Raw genomic sequence first — 16240 nt, 5'->3', positions numbered from 1 at the left:
CCGCCGGGCTTGCCCGCAGGTTTGCCGCCGCCGGGCCGGCCCTGACCGCCGCCGCGCGCACGGCGCTGGCCGCCTGCGGGCTCTGCCGGACGCTCTCCGGCGAGCGTGGTGATCTGCTGGCCGATCAGCTTCTCGATGCCGCGCAGGTCGCCCATCTCTTCGATGCCGCAGAAGCTGACGGCGCGGCCCTCACGGCCGGCACGCGCGGTGCGGCCGATGCGGTGCACGTAGTTGTCGGCCACGTTCGGCAGGTCGAAGTTGTAAACGTGGCGCACATCGGGAATGTCGATGCCGCGGGCCGCAACGTCGGTGGCCACCAGCACGCGCATCTCACCGCTGCGGAACGATTCGAGAGCGCGGTTGCGCTGACCCTGGCTCTTGTTGCCGTGGATCGCGCCCACGGCGAAGCCAGCCTGTCCGAGCTTGCGCGAGAGTTTCTCGGCCCCGTGCTTGGTGCGGCAGAACACCAGCGCCAACTCGTCGCGGTGATCGTCGAGCAGCCCGGTCAGCGTTTCCACCCGCTTGGGGGTTTCGACGAAGACCACGGATTGCTCGATCTTGTCGGCGGTCTTGCCCGGAGGGGCGACCTCGATGCGCACCGGATCGTTCAGATAGGCGCTGGCGATCTCGTTCATCTGCTTGGGCATGGTGGCCGAGAACAGAAGCGTCTGGCGCTTGCTGGGCAGATCGCGGGCGATGCGGCGCAGCGCGTGGATGAAGCCGAGGTCGAGCATCTGGTCGGCCTCGTCGAGCACGAAGTGGCTGACCTGATCGAGCTTCAGCGCACCGCGGTCCATCAGGTCGATGAGACGGCCGGGCGTGGCGATGAGCAGATGCGTGCCTTTTTCGAGCTTGCGCGACTGCACGTTGATCGAGTTGCCGCCAACCACGAGGGTCAGCCGCAGGTGCGCGTCTTTCAGCACCGACGACAGGGTGTCGTGGATCTGCGCGGCCAACTCGCGGGTCGGGGCGAGGATCAGCGCCTGCGCCGATTTCGGTGCGCAGCGCTTGTTGGTGCCCAGCAGTTCGTCGGCGATCGGCAGGCCGAAGGCGAAGGTCTTGCCGGTGCCGGTCTGGGCGAGGCCCATCACGTCGCGGCCGGCCATCGCCTCGGGGATGGCGCGCTGCTGGATCGGGGTGGGGTCCGTCAGGTTCCGCTCGGCGAGGCGCGCGAGAAGGGCGGGGCGGAGCCCCAGCGTATCGAATGTCATGGATGTCCTTTCGGGAGGCGCCCTGAAGGGAGGTCGGGCGGGTCCCAGAATGCGCGTTTCGCGCGGGGAGGTGTGTGTCGGGCTGCGACGGGGCAAGCGGGCCGGATTGCACGCTGCCGTAATCGCAAGAGCCCCTTCGCGAGGTCAGACCCATTTGTGGGTGCCATCGGCGGGAAATCTGGCATCGCAGGCGCGGGGCGTTTGGCCCCGGGCTGGTAAGGAACCGGCGATCACGAGGAGCTAAATGGGGCTTTGGCGGGGAAAAGTCAATGCCGCCGGGTGACCCCGCGATACCGGCGGATACAGGCCATGCCGAGGCTGACACGAATTTGGACGTTGCAATTTAGCGCGCGACGGCGCATTTACGGCACGCTACTGAATTTCGTTTCCTGATTCCTCCACGGCTCAGCATTCGACGTTGAGCCGCCAAGTCGCCGCGCTTTGTGGGCGACACAATTAGAGGAATACAACCATGGCAACTGGTACCGTCAAGTGGTTCAACACCACCAAAGGCTTCGGCTTCATCGCACCCGATGGTGGCTCGAAGGACGTCTTCGTGCATATCTCGGCTGTTGAGCGTTCGGGCCTCACCGGCCTCGCCGACAACCAGAAAGTCTCCTTCGACATCGAAGCCGGCCGTGACGGCCGCGAGTCGGCGGTGAACCTGGAACTGGCATAAGCCGGACCGGGCGGGGCTGAGGCCCTGTCGCAAGATCGAAAGGGCGGGCCTGCGGGCGCGCCCTTTTTCTTTGCGCGATCGGGAAGGCCGATTGTCTGGGGCGAGCACGCCAGCCCGACTGCGGGGTCTGGCGATTTGCCGCAGCCTGCGCTCAGCGCGTTGTCCGGACGCGCGAGATAAGGCGCCCGCGCCAAATGGAGGCCGCGCCAACCCTCGGGCTGGCGCGCCGTGTGCTTAGACCCCTGCGCGCTGCGCCCCGGCGGCGATGGCTGCCCGAAGCTTGCGTTCGAGCATCTTCTGCTTCGAGGGGGTGAAGTACTTCAGCCCGAACATGTCCTTGACGTAGAAGGTGTCGACCACCTGCTCGCCGTAGGTCGCGATGACCGCCGAGACGATGTAGACGTGGCTTTCCGACAGGGTCCGCGTCAGATCGTAGAGCAGACCCGGACGGTCGCGTGTGTCGACCTCGATGATCGTGTAGATGTCCGAGCCTTCGTTGTCGAAACTGATCGAGGTGGGCACGCGGAACGCCTGTTCGCGCTTTTTCAGCGGGCCGCGGGATTCGATCGCCTCGCGCGGCTTTACCTCGCCCATCAGCGTCTTGCGGATCATCTCGCGCAGGCGGGGCAGGCGGGCCTCGTCGTAGGGCGTGCCGTCGCTGTCCTGAATCCAGAACGCGGCGGTGGCGTAGCCGTCCTTGGAGGTGAAGGTGCGCGCGTCGACCACATTGGCACCGACCAGCGAGAGCGCCCCGGCGAGCCGGGCGAAGATGCCCGGATGGTCCTGCAGCGCAAAGCAGGCACGGGTGGCGTCGCGGTCCTCGTCGGGGTGGATGTCGATCTTGATCTCGTCATCCTGAATGTCCTGCAGCAGCCGGGCAAAGACCTCATGCGCGGTGACGTGCAGCCCCTGCCAATAGGCTTCGTAGTGGCGGCCGGTCTCGGTGCGCAGAGCCTTGCTGTCCCAATCCGCGAGCGCCTCGCGCAGCGCCTTCTTGGCCTCGGCGCCACGGTTCTCGCGGTTGAGCGCTTCCATTCCGTCTTCGAGGCCGCGGCGGGTCTGGCGGTAGAGCGCGCGCAGTAAAGCGGCTTTCCAGTTGTTCCACACATCCGGGCCAACGCCGCGGATATCGCAGACGGTCAGCACGGTGAGCAGGTCGAGCCGCTCGCGGGTCTGAACCGCCTTGGCGAAGTCGCGCACGGTGCGGGGGTCGGCGATATCGCGTTTCTGCGCCATGTCCGACATCAGGAGGTGATAGCGCACCAGCCATTCGACGGTGGCGCTCTCCTGCTTGGTCAGGCCGAGGCGCGGTGCCACTTTGCGGGCGATCTGCGCGCCCAGCACGGCGTGATCCTCGTCGCGGCCCTTGCCGATGTCATGCAGCAAAAGCGCGGTGTAGAGCACTTTGCGGTTCAGCCCCTCGCGCAGGATCTCCGAAGACACGGGCAGGTCCTCGACCATCTCGCCATGCTCGATCTGCGACAGGTTGCCGATGCACTGTATGGTGTGCTCGTCCACCGTGTAGCTGTGGTACATGTTGAACTGCATCATGGCCACGATCGGCTCGAACTCGGGGATGAAGGCCGAAAGCACGCCCAACTCGTTCATCCGGCGCAGCGATCGTTCGGGATTGCCGTGCTTCAGCAGCAGGTCCATGAAGATGCGCTGCGCCTCGCGGTCATTGCGCATGTCCTCGTCGATGAGATGCAGGTTGGCCTTCACCAGACGCATCGCGTCGGGGTGCAGCAGCAGCCCGGTGCGCAGCCCTTCCTCGAAGAAGCGCAGGATGTTGATCTTGTCCGACAGGAAGGCGACCGGATCGACGATGGCGAGCCGGTTGTGCACCACCTCGTAGCCGTCCTTGACGTTCGGGCCGCGCTTGAACATGCGCAGCAGCAGCGGTGCGTCCTTCTGCTGTTCGGCCTCCAGCGAGGTCAGGAAGATGCGGGTGATGTCGCCCACCGAGGTGGCGTGGCGGAAGTAATCCTGCATGAACCATTCCACCGCGCGGCGCCCGCCACGATCAGCGTAGCCCATGCGGTCGGCGACCTCGACCTGCATGTCGAAGGTCAACTGCTCGACCGCGCGGTTCGAGGCGAGATGCATGTGGCAGCGGGTGGCCCAGAGGAATTCTTCGGCGTCGTAGAAGGTGCGGTATTCCTCGGCGCTGAACACGCCAAGCCGCACCAGATCCTCGGTGTCGTCGGTGTGGTGGATGTATTTGGTGATCCAGTAGAGCGACTGCAGGTCGCGCAGCCCGCCCTTGCCCTCTTTGACGTTGGGCTCGACCACATAGCGCAGGCCTTGCTTGCGGTGGCGCGCGTCGCGTTCTTCGAGCTTGGCGGCGACGAAGGCGCGCTCGGTGCCCTTGAACAGATCGTCCCAGAGCCGCTGTTCAAGCTCGTCCGCCAGCGGCTTTTCCCCGGTCAGATAGCGATGCTCGAGCATGGCGGTGCGGATGGTGAAATCCTCGCCGCCGAGCCGCAGGCAGTCTTTCACCGTGCGCGAGGCGTGGCCGACCTTCAGCTTCAGGTCCCACAGCATGTAGAGCATCGATTCGATGACGCTCTCGGCCCATGGCGTGATCTTATGCGGGGTGAGAAACAGCAGGTCGACGTCGGAAAACGGCGCCATCTCGCCGCGCCCGTAGCCACCCACCGCCAGCACCGACAGGCGCTCGCCCTTCGTGGGGTTGGGATTGCGGTGCAGGAACTGCGTCGCGACGTCGTAGCAGATGCGCACCATGCCATCGGTGACCCAAGTGTAGGCATGGGTGACCGGAAACGCTTTGTGCGGCTGCGCGGCGAACAGCCGGGCGATCTTGGCGCGGCTCTCGTCGCGGGCGGCGGAGAGCAGCTTCACCACCGTGGCGCGCACGGCGCCTTCGCCGCCCTCGTCTGGGAGGGCGGCGAAGACTTGGGCCCGCAGGCCTTCGATATCGAAAATCTCGGTGGCCGGGGCGATCAGGTCGTCCGGCAGATCGTCAGCTGCTTCAGAAACCGGCACCGGAGAAACTGGAGGGGGCAGGGTCAAGAATCGTTACCTGGCTGTTCTGGATGGTTGCGACGGCAAGGCCACGCTCGTTGGTGCCGTCCGATTTCAGCCTGAATACACCGCCCGTGCCCTGGAAACCAGCCGACTGGGTGAGCGCGCGTCCGGTCAGGGCGTCGCTGCGGCCCTGTTCGACCAGCGCGCCCACTGCGGCGATGCCATCGAAAGCGAGGCCGGACAGCGGGTGCGGCTCGGCGCCATAGGCGCCGCGGTAGCGGGCGTTGAAGTTGCGCTGCATGGACTGATCGGGCATCGCGAACCACGCGCCCTCGGCGCCGGGATAGCTGTAGAGCTGCGGTGCCACATCCCAGCGGGTCAGGCCGATGTACTGGGTGGTGGCCGGGTCCACGCCGGATTCGGGCATGATCTGCAGCAGCAGCGGCATGGCGGCATTGGTGGCGTCGGAGGTGATGAACACCGATTGCGCGCCCGAACTGCCGATGATGTTGCCCATCTGCTGCGCGGTGTTGGTCACGCCCTCGACGCTGAGCGGGTAGGGCTGCTCGGCGACCACCGATACGCCATTGCGGGCGGCGGCCTGATTGATCGCGGTGCGGCCGAACTCGCCCGGCACGTCCTGCGAATAGAGCACCGCGACGGAATTGACGCCGCGGCCCGTGCCGAAGCCCATCAGCCGGTCAGCGGTATTGGCAAAGGTCGGGCCGAGGATGAAGAGGTTGCCGCCGGCGATCGAGGCGTTGTTGGAGAACGACAGCACGTTCACGCCTTCGTCGGCGACCACTTTCGAGGCTTCCACGGCGGCCTCGCCGCGCAGCGGTCCGAGAATGATCCGCGCGCCTTCGTCCACGGCGCGCTGCGCCTGGCTCGCGGCTTGCGCCGGCACCCCGGCTGTGTCGTAGACCGCAAGATCGACCTGCGCGCCGCCAAGATCGGCAATCGCCAGTCGCGCGGCGTTCTCAAGGTCGCGGGCGATGGCGGCGGCCCCCGGATCGGACTGCGGCACCAGCAGCGCCACGCGCACGGTTTCGCCGGGATCGATGCTGGGACCGCCGCTGCCGGCGGGGCTGAGATCGGTCATCGTGGCGACATCGCAGGCGGCGAGCAGCGCGGCTGTGGCAAGCACGGTCATCGGGCGCAGCGCCTTGCGGGCGCGGGCGAAAACGGCGAACATTGGTGGCTGGCTCCCTCGTTGACGCGCATGGGGTAACTCCCCATGAGCATTTGAGGGCAATCATAGAGCAGCAAAGGACCGGGTCCAGTGATGAATCCCGAAAGAAGCGGTTTGGTGCCGGGTTTGTACCTCGTGTCGACACCGATCGGAAACGCCCGTGACATCACGCTGCGGGCGCTCGACACGCTGCGCGATGCGGATGTTCTGGCGGCGGAAGACACCCGCAGTCTCAAGCGGTTGATGGAAATCCACGGCATTGCGCTCGGCGAGCGCCCGTGTCTGGCGTATCACGATCACAATGGCGCGAAGATGCGTCCGCGGCTGCTGGGGTTGCTGGCTCAAGGCAAGTCGGTGGCCTACGCGTCGGAGGCGGGCACGCCGATGATCTCGGACCCCGGTTTCGATCTCGCCCGCGCGGCGCGAGCCGAGGGCATTGCGGTGACCGCGGCGCCGGGCGCGGCGGCGGTGATCACCGCGCTGACCGTCGCCGGGCTGCCAACCGACCGCTTTCTGTTTGCCGGCTTCCTGCCCAACGCCAAGGGCGCGCGGCGCAACGCGCTGGCGGCGCTGAAGCAAGAGCGGGCAACGCTGGCGTTCTACGAATCCCCCAAACGGCTCGGCGCCATGCTGGCGGATGCGGCGGTGGCGCTTGGCGGCAGTCGCCCGGCGGCGGTCTGCCGCGAGCTGACCAAGAAGTTCGAGGAAGTGCGCGAAGGAACGCTCGATGAGCTTGCCGAGGCCTATGCCGAAACGCCGCCGAAGGGCGAGATCGTCGTGCTGATCGGGAAAGGGGATTTGGAGAAAATTAGCGAGTCTGACTTACAAGCAGAACTGGAGGCGGTGCTGGGCGAGATGTCGGTGCGCGACGCGGCGGACCATGTGGCGCAGAAACATGGGATTGCGCGGCGTCCGGTCTACCAGCTTGCACTGACGCTTTCGAAATAGCCGGAAGGCTGGGACGCAGAAGCTAAGGCGCTGGCAAGTTCAGGAGGACCGCAATGTCGCGGCACGCATCGCAGATGGAATTTGATTTCACCACGCCGGTGTCGCCTTGTGTTGTGGCGCGGGGTGTTGTGGCGCCTGCGTCGCGACAGATGGTGGTGGAACGTCATCGTCGCTGCGCCCGCGGTGAAGTCGCTTATCACGCGGGGCTCGCCGCAGAGGATCAGGTCGCGCGGGACTTTCAGCGACGGGGCTACCCGCTGCTCCGGCGCCGCTGGCGCGGCCGGAGCGGAGAGATTGATCTGGTGTTCGCAGATGGCGAGGGGTTCGTCTTTGTGGAGGTGAAAGCCAGCCGCAGTTTCGATCAGGCGCTTGAGCATCTGCGCAAGCCACAAATCCGGCGGCTGCAGAAAACCGCGGAGGAGTTTGTGGGCACGCAGCCGTTGGGCTCTTTGAGCGACATGCGGTTCGACGTCGCGCTGCTCAATCGCCATGGTATGATCCGCGTGATCGAGAACGCCTTCGCGGCTTAGCGCATTTTCTTCCGTCTATTTCTGCCGTCTAATTGCCCCACACATCGCTTGCTGGCCGGCTGATCAGCACGGGGGTGAATGTTTCGCCTTCGGGTCGGCCAGCGGCTGCGGGCATTGCGCCTCGTGCGTGGCTACGCCATGTATGGCGAAAGTCACCCGCGGAGACCGCTATGAAGATCGCCTTTCAAATGGACCCGATCGGGTCTGTAAACATCAACGCCGACAGCACTTTCCGCCTCGCCGAGGAAGCGCAGGCGCGGGGGCACGAGCTGTTTTACTACGGGCCGGACGATCTTGCCTACGAAGAGGGCAGGATCACCGCACGCGGTCACTGGATGACGGTGCAGAGGCAGGCGGATCAGCCTGCGGTGCTTGGCCCGCGAGAGGCCGTGGATCTTGCCGATGTGGATGTGGTCTGGCTGCGGCAGGATCCGCCTTTCGACATGCACTATATCACCACGACGCATCTGCTTGACCGGCTGGCGCCGGGGACGCTGGTGGTCAACGATCCGTTTTGGGTGCGGAATTTCCCCGAGAAACTGCTGGTGCTCAATTTCCCCGATCTGACCCCGCCGACGACCATCGCGCGCGATCTGGAGACCATCAAGGCATTCAAGGAACGCCATGGTGACGTGATCCTCAAGCCACTCTACGGCAATGGCGGCGCCGGGGTGTTCCGGCTCGACCACAACGACCGCAACCTCGGCTCCCTGCATGAGCTATTCACCGGGTTCTCGCGCGAGCCGCTGATCGTGCAGAAATATTTGCCGGCGGTGAGCAAGGGCGACAAGCGGGTCATTCTGGTCGACGGTGAACCGGTGGGCGCGATCAACCGTGTGCCGGCGGCGGGTGAGGTGCGCTCCAACATGCACGTGGGCGGCCGGCCGGAGAAGGTCGAACTGACCGCGCGGGATCGCGAGATCTGCGCCACCATCGGGCCGGTTCTCAAGGAGAAGGGCCAGATTTTTGTCGGGATCGATGTGATTGGTGACTGGCTGACCGAGATCAATGTGACCTCGCCCACCGGCATTCAGGAGCTTGAGCGTTTTGACGGCGTCAACGTCGCCGCGAAGGTTTGGGAGGCGATCGAGGCCAAATGCGGCTGACCGCTCTGCGCTAGGCGCGGGCATCTGAAGGAGGGCGCTGTGCCATGAGCCTGCAGCTGGAAGCGCTCAACCTTGGTTTGAAGCTGGTGGCTAAGCCCCGGCTGGCAAAAACGCTCGGCCCGGACGAGGCCGAGCGCGATCTTGCTGCGCATGCGCCGCTTCTGATGCGCCAGCCGCCCCACGTGCTGCATCTGCGGCGACCGGGCGGGTTGCATTGGATCAGCGCCGGGCCCTGCGCGCCGCGCCGCGTGATCTTCTATCTGCATGGGGGCGGGTACATCTCTGGCAGCCCGCGCACCCACCAAGGGGTGATGGCTCGGCTGTCGAAGCTTGCAGGTGTTGAGATCTGCGCCCCTGACTACCCGCTGGCCCAGCATGCGCCGTTTCCAGCCGCCTTTGACGCGGCCTGCGCTGCTTGGGAGCGGGTGTCGGCGCTTGGTTATGAGCCGGCACAGGTTGTGCTGGCCGGAGATTCGGCGGGAGGCGGCTTGGCGCTCGCGCTACTTGCCCATCTCTGCGGTGGGGGCTCTCCGCCAGCGGGCGCTGTCGTGTTCTCGCCCTGGACCGATCTGGCGATGACCGGGGACAGCCTGCACCGCAATGCGGCGCGCGATCCGTTTCTGCCCGCCCGGCGGATCGGCGAACTGGTCGAGGTGGTCGCGGGCGGCGCGTGCCGGCGCGATCCGCGGATGTCGCCGCTGTATGCGGCGTTTCCCGCCTGTCCGCCGGTGCGCCTGTGCTGGTCGGAGCGCGAGATACTTGCCGATGACGGCAGCAACATGGCCGCGCATCTGCGTGCGCAGGGCTGTGCGGTGGAGGTCGAAACCCACCCCGCGGCGCCGCATGCGTGGCCGGTGTTTGACGGGTGGTTGCCGGAAGCCCGTGCGACCCTGCGCCGGGCCGGGGCCTTCGTTCAGGCGGCGCTGCGCGAGACCAGCCGGTAGCTCAGCGCTTCGGCCACATGCGGGCGCCGGATTGCCGCCGCGCCTTCGAGATCGGCCAATGTGCGGGCCACCCGCAGCACCCGGTGATACCCGCGCATCGACAGGCCAAAGCGGTCCGCTGCGCGCAGAAGCAAGGCGCGTCCCTCGGCATCGGGCGCGGCGATCTCGTCGAGCAGGCGGCCGTCCACATCGGCGTTGGTGCGCAGTCTTGGGTGGCCCTGATAGCGCGCGGCCTGCAGGGCCCGCGCGTCGCTGACACGTGCGGCGATGGTTGCGCTGTCTTCGCCGGCCGGGGGCAGGGCCATGTCTTCGATGGTCACCGGAGGAACCTCGAGCCGCAGATCGAAGCGGTCCATAAGAGGGCCGGAGATGCGCCCGAGGTAATCCTCGGAGCAGACCGGCGCGCGCGAGCAGGCGCGGGCGGGGTCGCTGGCATGGCCGCATTTGCAGGGGTTGGCGGCGGCGACGAGCAGGAACCGGCAGGGATAGGTGACGTGGGCGTTGGCGCGAGAGACGGTGATCTCGCCGCTTTCCAACGGCTGGCGCAGCCCGTCGAGCACGTTGCGTGGGAACTCCGGCAACTCGTCCATGAACAGCACGCCGTTGTGCGCGAGGCTGATCTGACCGGGCCGTGCGCCGCGCCCGCCACCGGTGAGCGCGGCCATCGAGGCGGTGTGATGCGGCTGCTGGAACGGGCGCGCCATCGACAGTCGCCCCTCGGAGAGATCCCCGGCGAGCGAGCGGATCATCGCGGTTTCCAGCGCCTCGGCGGCGCCAAGCGGCGGCATCAGCCCGGGCAGGCGTCGTGCGAGCATGGATTTGCCGGTGCCCGGCGGGCCGGTGAACAGAAGGTGGTGGCGCCCGGCGGCGGCGATTTCGAGGCCGCGTTTGGCACGTTCCTGCCCGCTGACATCGCGCAGATCGGGACCGGGCCGGGCGGCGTCTGCCGGGCCGGGGCACGCCGGCTCCAGCTGGCCCGCGCCGGTAAAGTGGCGGATTGCCTCGGTCAGGCTGGCGGCGGCCACGACGCGGCAGGACTCGACCCAAGCAGCCTCGGGGCCGCAGGCCTTCGGGCAGAGCAGGCTGCGCGCTTCGGCCGCCGCGGTGAGCGCGGCGGGCAGCGCACCCGGAACCGCGACGAGGGTGCCATCGAGGCTAAGCTCGCCCAGCGAGACCGATGTGGCAAGTTCGTCGGCGGGGATGACCTCGAGCGCGGCAAGCAGGCCGAGCGCGATCGGCAAATCGAAATGCGAGCCCTCCTTGGGCAGATCGGCGGGCGACAGGTTCACCGTGATACGCTTCGACGGCAGCGCGATGGCCAACGCCTGCAACGCCGCGCGGATACGTTCGCGCGCCTCTGACACGGCCTTGTCTGGCAGGCCGACGATAGCAAAGCCGGGCACGCCGGGGCTGACGGCGCATTGAACCTCGACAGTGCGCGCCTCGACCCCGTCGAAGGCGACGGTATAGGCGCAAGCCGCCATGACATCCCCCTCGCTGCAAACCACAGAATGCGGCGCAGGTGTTGAGGAGCGGTTAACAATGATCGCCGATCTGCCGCCATCCGCGCATAGAATTGCCGGTGCAGCGGGCAAGCCGGGCCGGAGGCATGATTTTTGTCGCGTCACGGCTACGTCATGGGTGGAGGCCGCCGCAACGGCGCTGTTCATTGGTAGGCCGCATTGGGGATCGCAGGCGAATCCAATGCTTTGAGCGGCTCGACCCAGCCTTCGCGTCATTTGTTTGACCCGCCGCGCAAGGGGCCGCGAAATCCCCCTGATCCGCCGAAACAGGCGGTTCGGAGGTGCGGATCTTCGCTTGTGCAAATTTCTAGGAAACCAAACGCCAAGACGCGACGTTACTATACCAAAGAGACACGGAAGGCTGGCGTCGCCGGCCCAACCCAACGGGGGCCTCTCATGGCATTGGACACCAGCTTTAACGACCAGACCCTGTCGCGCCGCGCAATGAAGGCGGAGCTTCTCGACGCCGAGACCGAGCTGAAACTTGCATACGCCTGGCGCGATCAGCGCGACGAGCAAGCTCTGCATCGGTTGATCAACGCATATATGCGTCTGGCGATCTCGATGGCAGCGAAGTTCAAACGCTACGGCGCGCCGATGAATGATCTGGTTCAGGAAGCTGGACTTGGCCTGATGAAGGCGGCCGACAAATTCGATCCCGACCGAGGCGTGCGGTTTTCGACCTACGCTGTGTGGTGGATCAAGGCCTCGATCCAAGACTACGTGATGCGCAACTGGTCGATGGTGCGCACCGGTTCCACGTCCTCTCAGAAATCGCTGTTTTTCAACATGCGCCGCGTTCAGGCTCGGCTCGAGCGCGAGGCGACGGCTCGCGGCGAAAGCGTTGATCGGGTGAAGCTGCGCGAGATGATCTCTACCGAGATCGGCGTGCCACTGCACGATGTCGAGATGATGGAAGGCCGTCTGTCGGGGTCTGACTATTCGCTGAATGCGACGCAGAGCACCGACGAAGACGGGCGCGAGTGGATCGACACGCTGGAAGACGAGGGCGAGCAGAGTTCGCGGCTTGTCGAAGGTAAGCTCGACAACGCGCAACTGCGCGAATGGCTGGTCAGCGCGCTCACCTCGCTGAACGATCGCGAAAGGTTCATCGTCCGCGAGCGCAAGCTGCGCGACGACAGCCGGACTTTGGAAAGCCTTGGTCAGGAACTGGGATTGTCGAAAGAGCGGGTGCGTCAGCTTGAGGCTGCGGCCTTTACCAAGATGCGCAAGTCGCTTGAAGGGCAATCGCAAGAGGTGCAACACTTCCTCGCATGATGCGAGCCCTTGGTCTTCTTTCCGTCCTTCCGGCTTTTCTGGCCGTGACATCGCCTGCGCCGGTTTGGGCGCAGGATACGAATGCCGAAGCTGACCTCTCCGCCCTGACCGGGGCGGACGTGGTGTTTCTGGGTGAAATCCACGACAATCCATCGCACCACGCGCGGCAGGCCGAATTGGTGGCCGAGATCCGGCCGATGGCGCTGGTCTTCGAAATGCTGAGCGCCGAACAAGCGTCAGCGGTCACGCCCGAGCTGATGGCCGACGAGGCGGCGCTGGAGGCGGCTCTGGGCTGGAACGACAGCGGGTGGCCGGACTTTTCCATGTATTACCCGATTTTCGCGGCAGCGCCCGAGGCGGCGGTCTATGGCGCTGAACTGCCGCGCGATGAAGCGCGCGAAGTCCGGGATCGCGATCTCGGCGAGGTCTTCGGGCCAAGCGCGGGCTTCTACGGGCTTGACCAGCCGCTGGAGCGGGACGAGCAGGCGGCGCGGCAGCAAATGCAGATGGCCGCCCACTGTAACGCGCTGCCGATCGAGATGTTGCCGATGATGGTCGACATCCAGCGCCTGCGCGACGCGCGCCTCGCCGAAACCGCGCTGAGCGCTTATGCCGATCTGGGCGGTCCGGTGGTGGTGATCACCGGCAATGGGCACGCGCGCCGCGATTGGGGCGCGCCGGCGCTGGTCGAACGTGCGGCGGGCGAGGTGTCGGTTGCGGCGCTGGGGCAGGGCGAGATGACAGGCGGAGACGAGTCGATGGGCGCGCCGGACGGCAGTTATGATCTTGTCGAGGACAGCCCGGCGGCCGAGCGCGGCGATCCCTGCGAGGATTTCCAGATGCCGCAGAGCAACTGACCACGTTCACGGGCCGTGCGGCCACCACTTGGCGTGGGCGGATTGAGTTTTCTCGGCGCGGCCTCTAACACTTGGGGCCGAAGGCGGGGCAGGCGGCCCCGATGGGCGAGGGGCGCGGCACCATGCTTTCCGGCAAGCGGATACTTCTGATCATCGGCGGCGGCATCGCGGCCTATAAGTCGTTGGAACTGATCCGGCGTCTGCGTGAACGCGGCGCCGCGGTGACCCCGGTGATGACCCGCGCGGCGGAAGAGTTCGTCACGCCGCTCTCGGTTTCGGCGCTGGCGGGCGAGGAGGTGCACCGCGATCTCTTCGACCTGACCAAGGAAGCTCAGATGGGCCACATCCAGCTCAGCCGCGTGGCCGATCTGGTGGTGGTTTCTCCGGCGACGGCGGACCTGATGGCGAAGATGGCGCAGGGGTTTGCCGGGGATCTCGCGTCGACGCTGCTGCTCGCCACCGACACGCCGGTGCTGATCGCCCCCGCGATGAACGTGCGCATGTGGCAGCACCCGGCCACGCAGCGAAATCTCGAAACCTTGCAGGGCGATGGCGTGCGCGTCGTCGGTCCCAATGATGGCGATATGGCCTGCGGCGAGTTCGGGCCGGGGCGACTGGCGGAGCCGATGGAAACCCTCGCGGCCATCGAGGCGGCGCTGGCGGCAGGCCCTTTGAAGGGGCGACGCATTCTGGTGACCTCCGGTCCGACGCATGAGCCCATCGACCCGGTGCGCTACATCGCCAACCGCTCATCGGGGGCGCAGGGCACGGCGATCGCCGAGGCGTTGCGCGATCTCGGGGCGGAGGTGGTTTTTGTCACCGGCCCCGCCGACGCGCCGCGCCCCACGGGAGTCGAGGTGATCGAGGTCGAGACCGCGCGCGAGATGCGCGCCGCCGTGCTGGCCGCGCTGCCCGCCGATGCGGCGGTGTTTGCCGCCGCCGTGGCCGACTGGCGCATGGCCGCCGAGAACGGCTCGAAGATCAAGAAACAGGCGGGCAAGCTGCCCTCGCTGGAGTTTGCAGAGAACCCCGACATTCTCGCCGAGGTCGCGCAGATGTCCGAGGGGCGCCCCGGCCTCGTGGTGGGCTTTGCCGCCGAGACCGATGACGTGGAAGCCAATGCCACCGCCAAGCGGGCGCGCAAGGGCTGCGACTGGATCGTCGCGAATGACGTCTCCCCCGCCACCGGGATCATGGGCGGCAGCGAGAACGCCGTGGTGCTGATCTCGGAGGGCGGGGCCGAGGCGTGGCCGCGCATGGGCAAGCGGGCAGTGGCCGCGCAACTGGCGGAACGGATCGCCGGGGAGCTTGGCTCCTGAGCAGAGCCGCGCGGGCCGGGGGCGGCGGATTTGCGTATTTTGAGAACAATGAAGGTGCGGGGCCGAACGCGGGCTGCGCCGCGACAAGGAAAGGACGAGCCGTGGTTTCTGTGGCGATGATGTGGGACGAGGGCGCGGACCGGGAACTGGGTCTGCCGCACTATGCAAGCGCTGGCGCGGCGGGGGCCGACCTGCGGGCGAACTTCCCCGACCGTGGCTCTGTCGAGCTGGCGCCGGGGGCGCGGGCGCTGATCCCGACGGGCCTGCGCATGGCGATCCCCGAGGGCTATGAGGTGCAGATCCGCCCGCGCTCGGGGCTGGCGCTGAAGCACGGCATCACCCTGCCCAACACGCCGGGCACCATCGATTCCGATTACCGCGGACCGCTTGGGGTGATCGTGATGAACGCCGGGCAGGAAAGCTTCACCGTGGCGCATGGCGAGCGCATCGCGCAGATGATTGTCGCGCCGGTGGTGCAGGGCAGCTTCGACCTGGTCGAGAGCCTGCCCGACACGGTGCGCGGCGCGGGGGGCTTTGGTTCGACGGGCACGCGCTGATGCTGCTGGTTCTGGCTCTTGGTGCGGTGATCTGGGGGCTCGGGCATCTGCTCGGGGCCTCGAAGGTGGCGCGGCTCTACCTGCTGGGGCTGCTCTACGTGATCGTGCTGATGATCCAGGTGGCTTTGCCCGACGGGCATGGCCTGCGTCAGCTCACCGGTGGCAGCCCGGCGCTCTGGCTGATCCTTGGCGGCTTCGTGGCGCTGGCGCTGGCCTATGCGCTGGTGCTGCGCCGGGTGAAGGCGCGGGCGCAGGCGGGCGCGGCGGCGCGGGCCGCCGAGACGCCGGCAAAGCCCGGCCGTTTGTCGGACAGCGAGCTTGAGCGCTATGCCCGCCACATTGTTCTGCGCGAACTGGGTGGGCCGGGGCAGAAGAAGCTGCGCGCGGCCAAGGTTCTGGTGATCGGCGCGGGGGGGCTTGGCGCTCCGGCGCTGCAGTATCTTGCGGCGGCGGGGGTCGGCACCATCGGGGTGATCGACGACGACGTGGTGGAAAACGCCAATCTGCAGCGACAGGTCATCCACACCGACGCGCGCATCGGCATGCCCAAGGTCTTTTCGGCGCAGGCGGCGATGGAGGCGCAGAACCCCTATGTGACGGTGAAGCCCTATCACCGCCGCTTGGCGCCGGAGATCGCCGAGGATCTGATCGCCGAGTACGACCTGATCCTCGACGGCACCGACGACACCGACACGCGATACCTCGTCAACCGCGTGGCGGCGGCGCAGGGCAAACCGCTGGTCTCGGGCGCGCTGAGCCAGTGGGAGGGGCAGATTTCGGTCTTCGATCCGGCCCGCGGCGCGCCCTGTTACCAATGCGTTTTTCCGGTGGCCGCCGCGCCGGGGCTGGCGCCGTCGTGCGCGCAGGCCGGTGTGCTGGGGCCGTTGCCCGGCGTCATCGGCGCGATGATGGCGGTGGAGGCGGTGAAGGTGATCGCCGGGGCGGGGCAGGCGCTGCGCGGCGAGATGCTGATCTACGACGCGCTCTGGGGCGAGACCCGCAAGATCGCGGTGAAGCCGCGCGGCGATTGCCCGGTGTGCGGCGGCGCGGCCTGACCCGACGGCGGGCGCCGCGTCCCGGTCTTGCCAAGGGCGAGGCGCGCGCCATA

At 66.9% G+C, this 16240-nt stretch carries 14 protein-coding genes; 10 read left to right on the top strand and 4 right to left on the bottom strand.

Annotated features, from left to right (window positions below; genetic code table 11):
• A partial coding sequence (locus ACXAJT_RS05340; protein WP_475233557.1) for a DEAD/DEAH box helicase occupies nucleotides 1–1211 on the bottom strand: 1211 nt, incomplete at its 3' end.
• 472 nt (nucleotides 1212–1683) lie between these two features.
• Here ACXAJT_RS05340 and ACXAJT_RS05335 point away from each other — a divergent pair.
• Nucleotides 1684–1890 carry a cold-shock protein gene (locus ACXAJT_RS05335; protein ID WP_475233554.1) on the top strand — a complete coding sequence of 69 codons (207 nt, stop codon included), beginning with the start codon at nucleotides 1684–1686 and terminating at the stop codon, nucleotides 1888–1890.
• A 234-nt stretch (nucleotides 1891–2124) separates the two neighbouring features.
• Here ACXAJT_RS05335 and ACXAJT_RS05330 read toward each other — a convergent pair whose 3' ends face one another.
• Nucleotides 2125–4923 carry a [protein-PII] uridylyltransferase gene (locus ACXAJT_RS05330; protein WP_475233553.1) on the bottom strand — a complete coding sequence of 933 codons (2799 nt, stop codon included), beginning with the start codon at nucleotides 4921–4923 and terminating at the stop codon, nucleotides 2125–2127.
• Complete coding sequence (locus ACXAJT_RS05325) at nucleotides 4883–6073, bottom strand: penicillin-binding protein activator (RefSeq protein WP_475233549.1); 1191 nt, start codon at nucleotides 6071–6073, stop codon at nucleotides 4883–4885. Before ACXAJT_RS05325 ends, ACXAJT_RS05330 begins: the two co-directional genes overlap by 41 nt.
• Nucleotides 6074–6163: 90 nt before the next feature.
• Here ACXAJT_RS05325 and rsmI point away from each other — a divergent pair, with 90 nt between their 5' ends.
• The 4 genes from rsmI to ACXAJT_RS05305 all read left to right on the top strand — a co-directional run bounded on the left by rsmI (nucleotide 6164) and on the right by ACXAJT_RS05305 (nucleotide 9598).
• Entirely contained in the window at nucleotides 6164–7018 is an 855-nt protein-coding gene (rsmI, locus tag ACXAJT_RS05320; protein WP_475233547.1) for a 16S rRNA (cytidine(1402)-2'-O)-methyltransferase, read from the top strand.
• A gap of 53 nt (nucleotides 7019–7071) precedes the next feature.
• Nucleotides 7072–7548, top strand: coding sequence for a YraN family protein (locus ACXAJT_RS05315; protein ID WP_475233544.1), 477 nt, complete (start codon nucleotides 7072–7074; stop codon nucleotides 7546–7548).
• A 170-nt stretch (nucleotides 7549–7718) separates the two neighbouring features.
• The gene (gene gshB / locus ACXAJT_RS05310) at nucleotides 7719–8654 is read left to right on the top strand and encodes a glutathione synthase (RefSeq protein ID WP_475233542.1); all 936 of its coding nucleotides are present in this window, start codon (nucleotides 7719–7721) and stop codon (nucleotides 8652–8654) included.
• A gap of 44 nt (nucleotides 8655–8698) precedes the next feature.
• Nucleotides 8699–9598: an alpha/beta hydrolase fold domain-containing protein gene (locus ACXAJT_RS05305; protein WP_475233540.1), complete on the top strand. Its 900-nt coding sequence runs from the start codon at nucleotides 8699–8701 to the stop codon at nucleotides 9596–9598.
• Here the strand turns inward: ACXAJT_RS05305 and ACXAJT_RS05300 are convergent.
• On the bottom strand, nucleotides 9568–11082 hold the full coding sequence (locus ACXAJT_RS05300) for a YifB family Mg chelatase-like AAA ATPase (protein WP_475233538.1): 1515 nt from the start codon (nucleotides 11080–11082) through the stop codon (nucleotides 9568–9570). The genes ACXAJT_RS05305 and ACXAJT_RS05300 overlap by 31 nt on opposite strands.
• A gap of 435 nt (nucleotides 11083–11517) precedes the next feature.
• On the opposite strand from ACXAJT_RS05300, the gene ACXAJT_RS05295 reads away from it, so the two are divergent.
• The 5 genes from ACXAJT_RS05295 to ACXAJT_RS05275 all read left to right on the top strand — a co-directional run bounded on the left by ACXAJT_RS05295 (nucleotide 11518) and on the right by ACXAJT_RS05275 (nucleotide 16187).
• Nucleotides 11518–12399, top strand: a complete 882-nt coding sequence (locus tag ACXAJT_RS05295; RefSeq protein ID WP_475233534.1) for an RNA polymerase factor sigma-32 — start codon at nucleotides 11518–11520, stop codon at nucleotides 12397–12399.
• 44 nt (nucleotides 12400–12443) lie between these two features.
• Nucleotides 12444–13256 carry a ChaN family lipoprotein gene (locus tag ACXAJT_RS05290; protein ID WP_475233531.1) on the top strand — a complete coding sequence of 271 codons (813 nt, stop codon included), beginning with the start codon at nucleotides 12444–12446 and terminating at the stop codon, nucleotides 13254–13256.
• Nucleotides 13257–13378: 122 nt separating this feature from the next.
• Nucleotides 13379–14575, top strand: coding sequence for a bifunctional phosphopantothenoylcysteine decarboxylase/phosphopantothenate--cysteine ligase CoaBC (gene coaBC, locus ACXAJT_RS05285; protein ID WP_475233588.1), 1197 nt, complete (start codon nucleotides 13379–13381; stop codon nucleotides 14573–14575).
• A 119-nt stretch (nucleotides 14576–14694) separates the two neighbouring features.
• Nucleotides 14695–15132, top strand: coding sequence for a dUTP diphosphatase (dut, locus tag ACXAJT_RS05280; protein ID WP_475233586.1), 438 nt, complete (start codon nucleotides 14695–14697; stop codon nucleotides 15130–15132).
• On the top strand, nucleotides 15132–16187 hold the full coding sequence (locus tag ACXAJT_RS05275; RefSeq protein WP_475233529.1) for a HesA/MoeB/ThiF family protein: 1056 nt from the start codon (nucleotides 15132–15134) through the stop codon (nucleotides 16185–16187). The genes dut and ACXAJT_RS05275 overlap by 1 nt, the downstream gene beginning before the upstream one ends.
• Nucleotides 16188–16240 lie beyond the last annotated feature (53 nt).

This window comes from Salipiger sp. ABF4_146 (assembly GCF_056161345.1).
Note: the sequence above shows the minus strand (reverse complement) of the source record. Positions and strands in the feature narration are given on the sequence as shown.

Coding starts and splice junctions, on each gene's coding strand:
- ACXAJT_RS05335 (WP_475233554.1), top strand. CDS start 1,684: ATGGCAACTGGTACCGTCAAGTGGTTCAACACCACCAAAGGCTTCGGC.
- ACXAJT_RS05325 (WP_475233549.1), bottom strand. CDS start 6,073: ATGTTCGCCGTTTTCGCCCGCGCCCGCAAGGCGCTGCGCCCGATGACC.
- rsmI (WP_475233547.1), top strand. CDS start 6,164: ATGAATCCCGAAAGAAGCGGTTTGGTGCCGGGTTTGTACCTCGTGTCG.
- ACXAJT_RS05315 (WP_475233544.1), top strand. CDS start 7,072: ATGTCGCGGCACGCATCGCAGATGGAATTTGATTTCACCACGCCGGTG.
- gshB (WP_475233542.1), top strand. CDS start 7,719: ATGAAGATCGCCTTTCAAATGGACCCGATCGGGTCTGTAAACATCAAC.
- ACXAJT_RS05305 (WP_475233540.1), top strand. CDS start 8,699: ATGAGCCTGCAGCTGGAAGCGCTCAACCTTGGTTTGAAGCTGGTGGCT.
- ACXAJT_RS05300 (WP_475233538.1), bottom strand. CDS start 11,082: ATGGCGGCTTGCGCCTATACCGTCGCCTTCGACGGGGTCGAGGCGCGC.
- ACXAJT_RS05295 (WP_475233534.1), top strand. CDS start 11,518: ATGGCATTGGACACCAGCTTTAACGACCAGACCCTGTCGCGCCGCGCA.
- coaBC (WP_475233588.1), top strand. CDS start 13,379: ATGCTTTCCGGCAAGCGGATACTTCTGATCATCGGCGGCGGCATCGCG.
- dut (WP_475233586.1), top strand. CDS start 14,695: ATGTGGGACGAGGGCGCGGACCGGGAACTGGGTCTGCCGCACTATGCA.
- ACXAJT_RS05275 (WP_475233529.1), top strand. CDS start 15,132: ATGCTGCTGGTTCTGGCTCTTGGTGCGGTGATCTGGGGGCTCGGGCAT.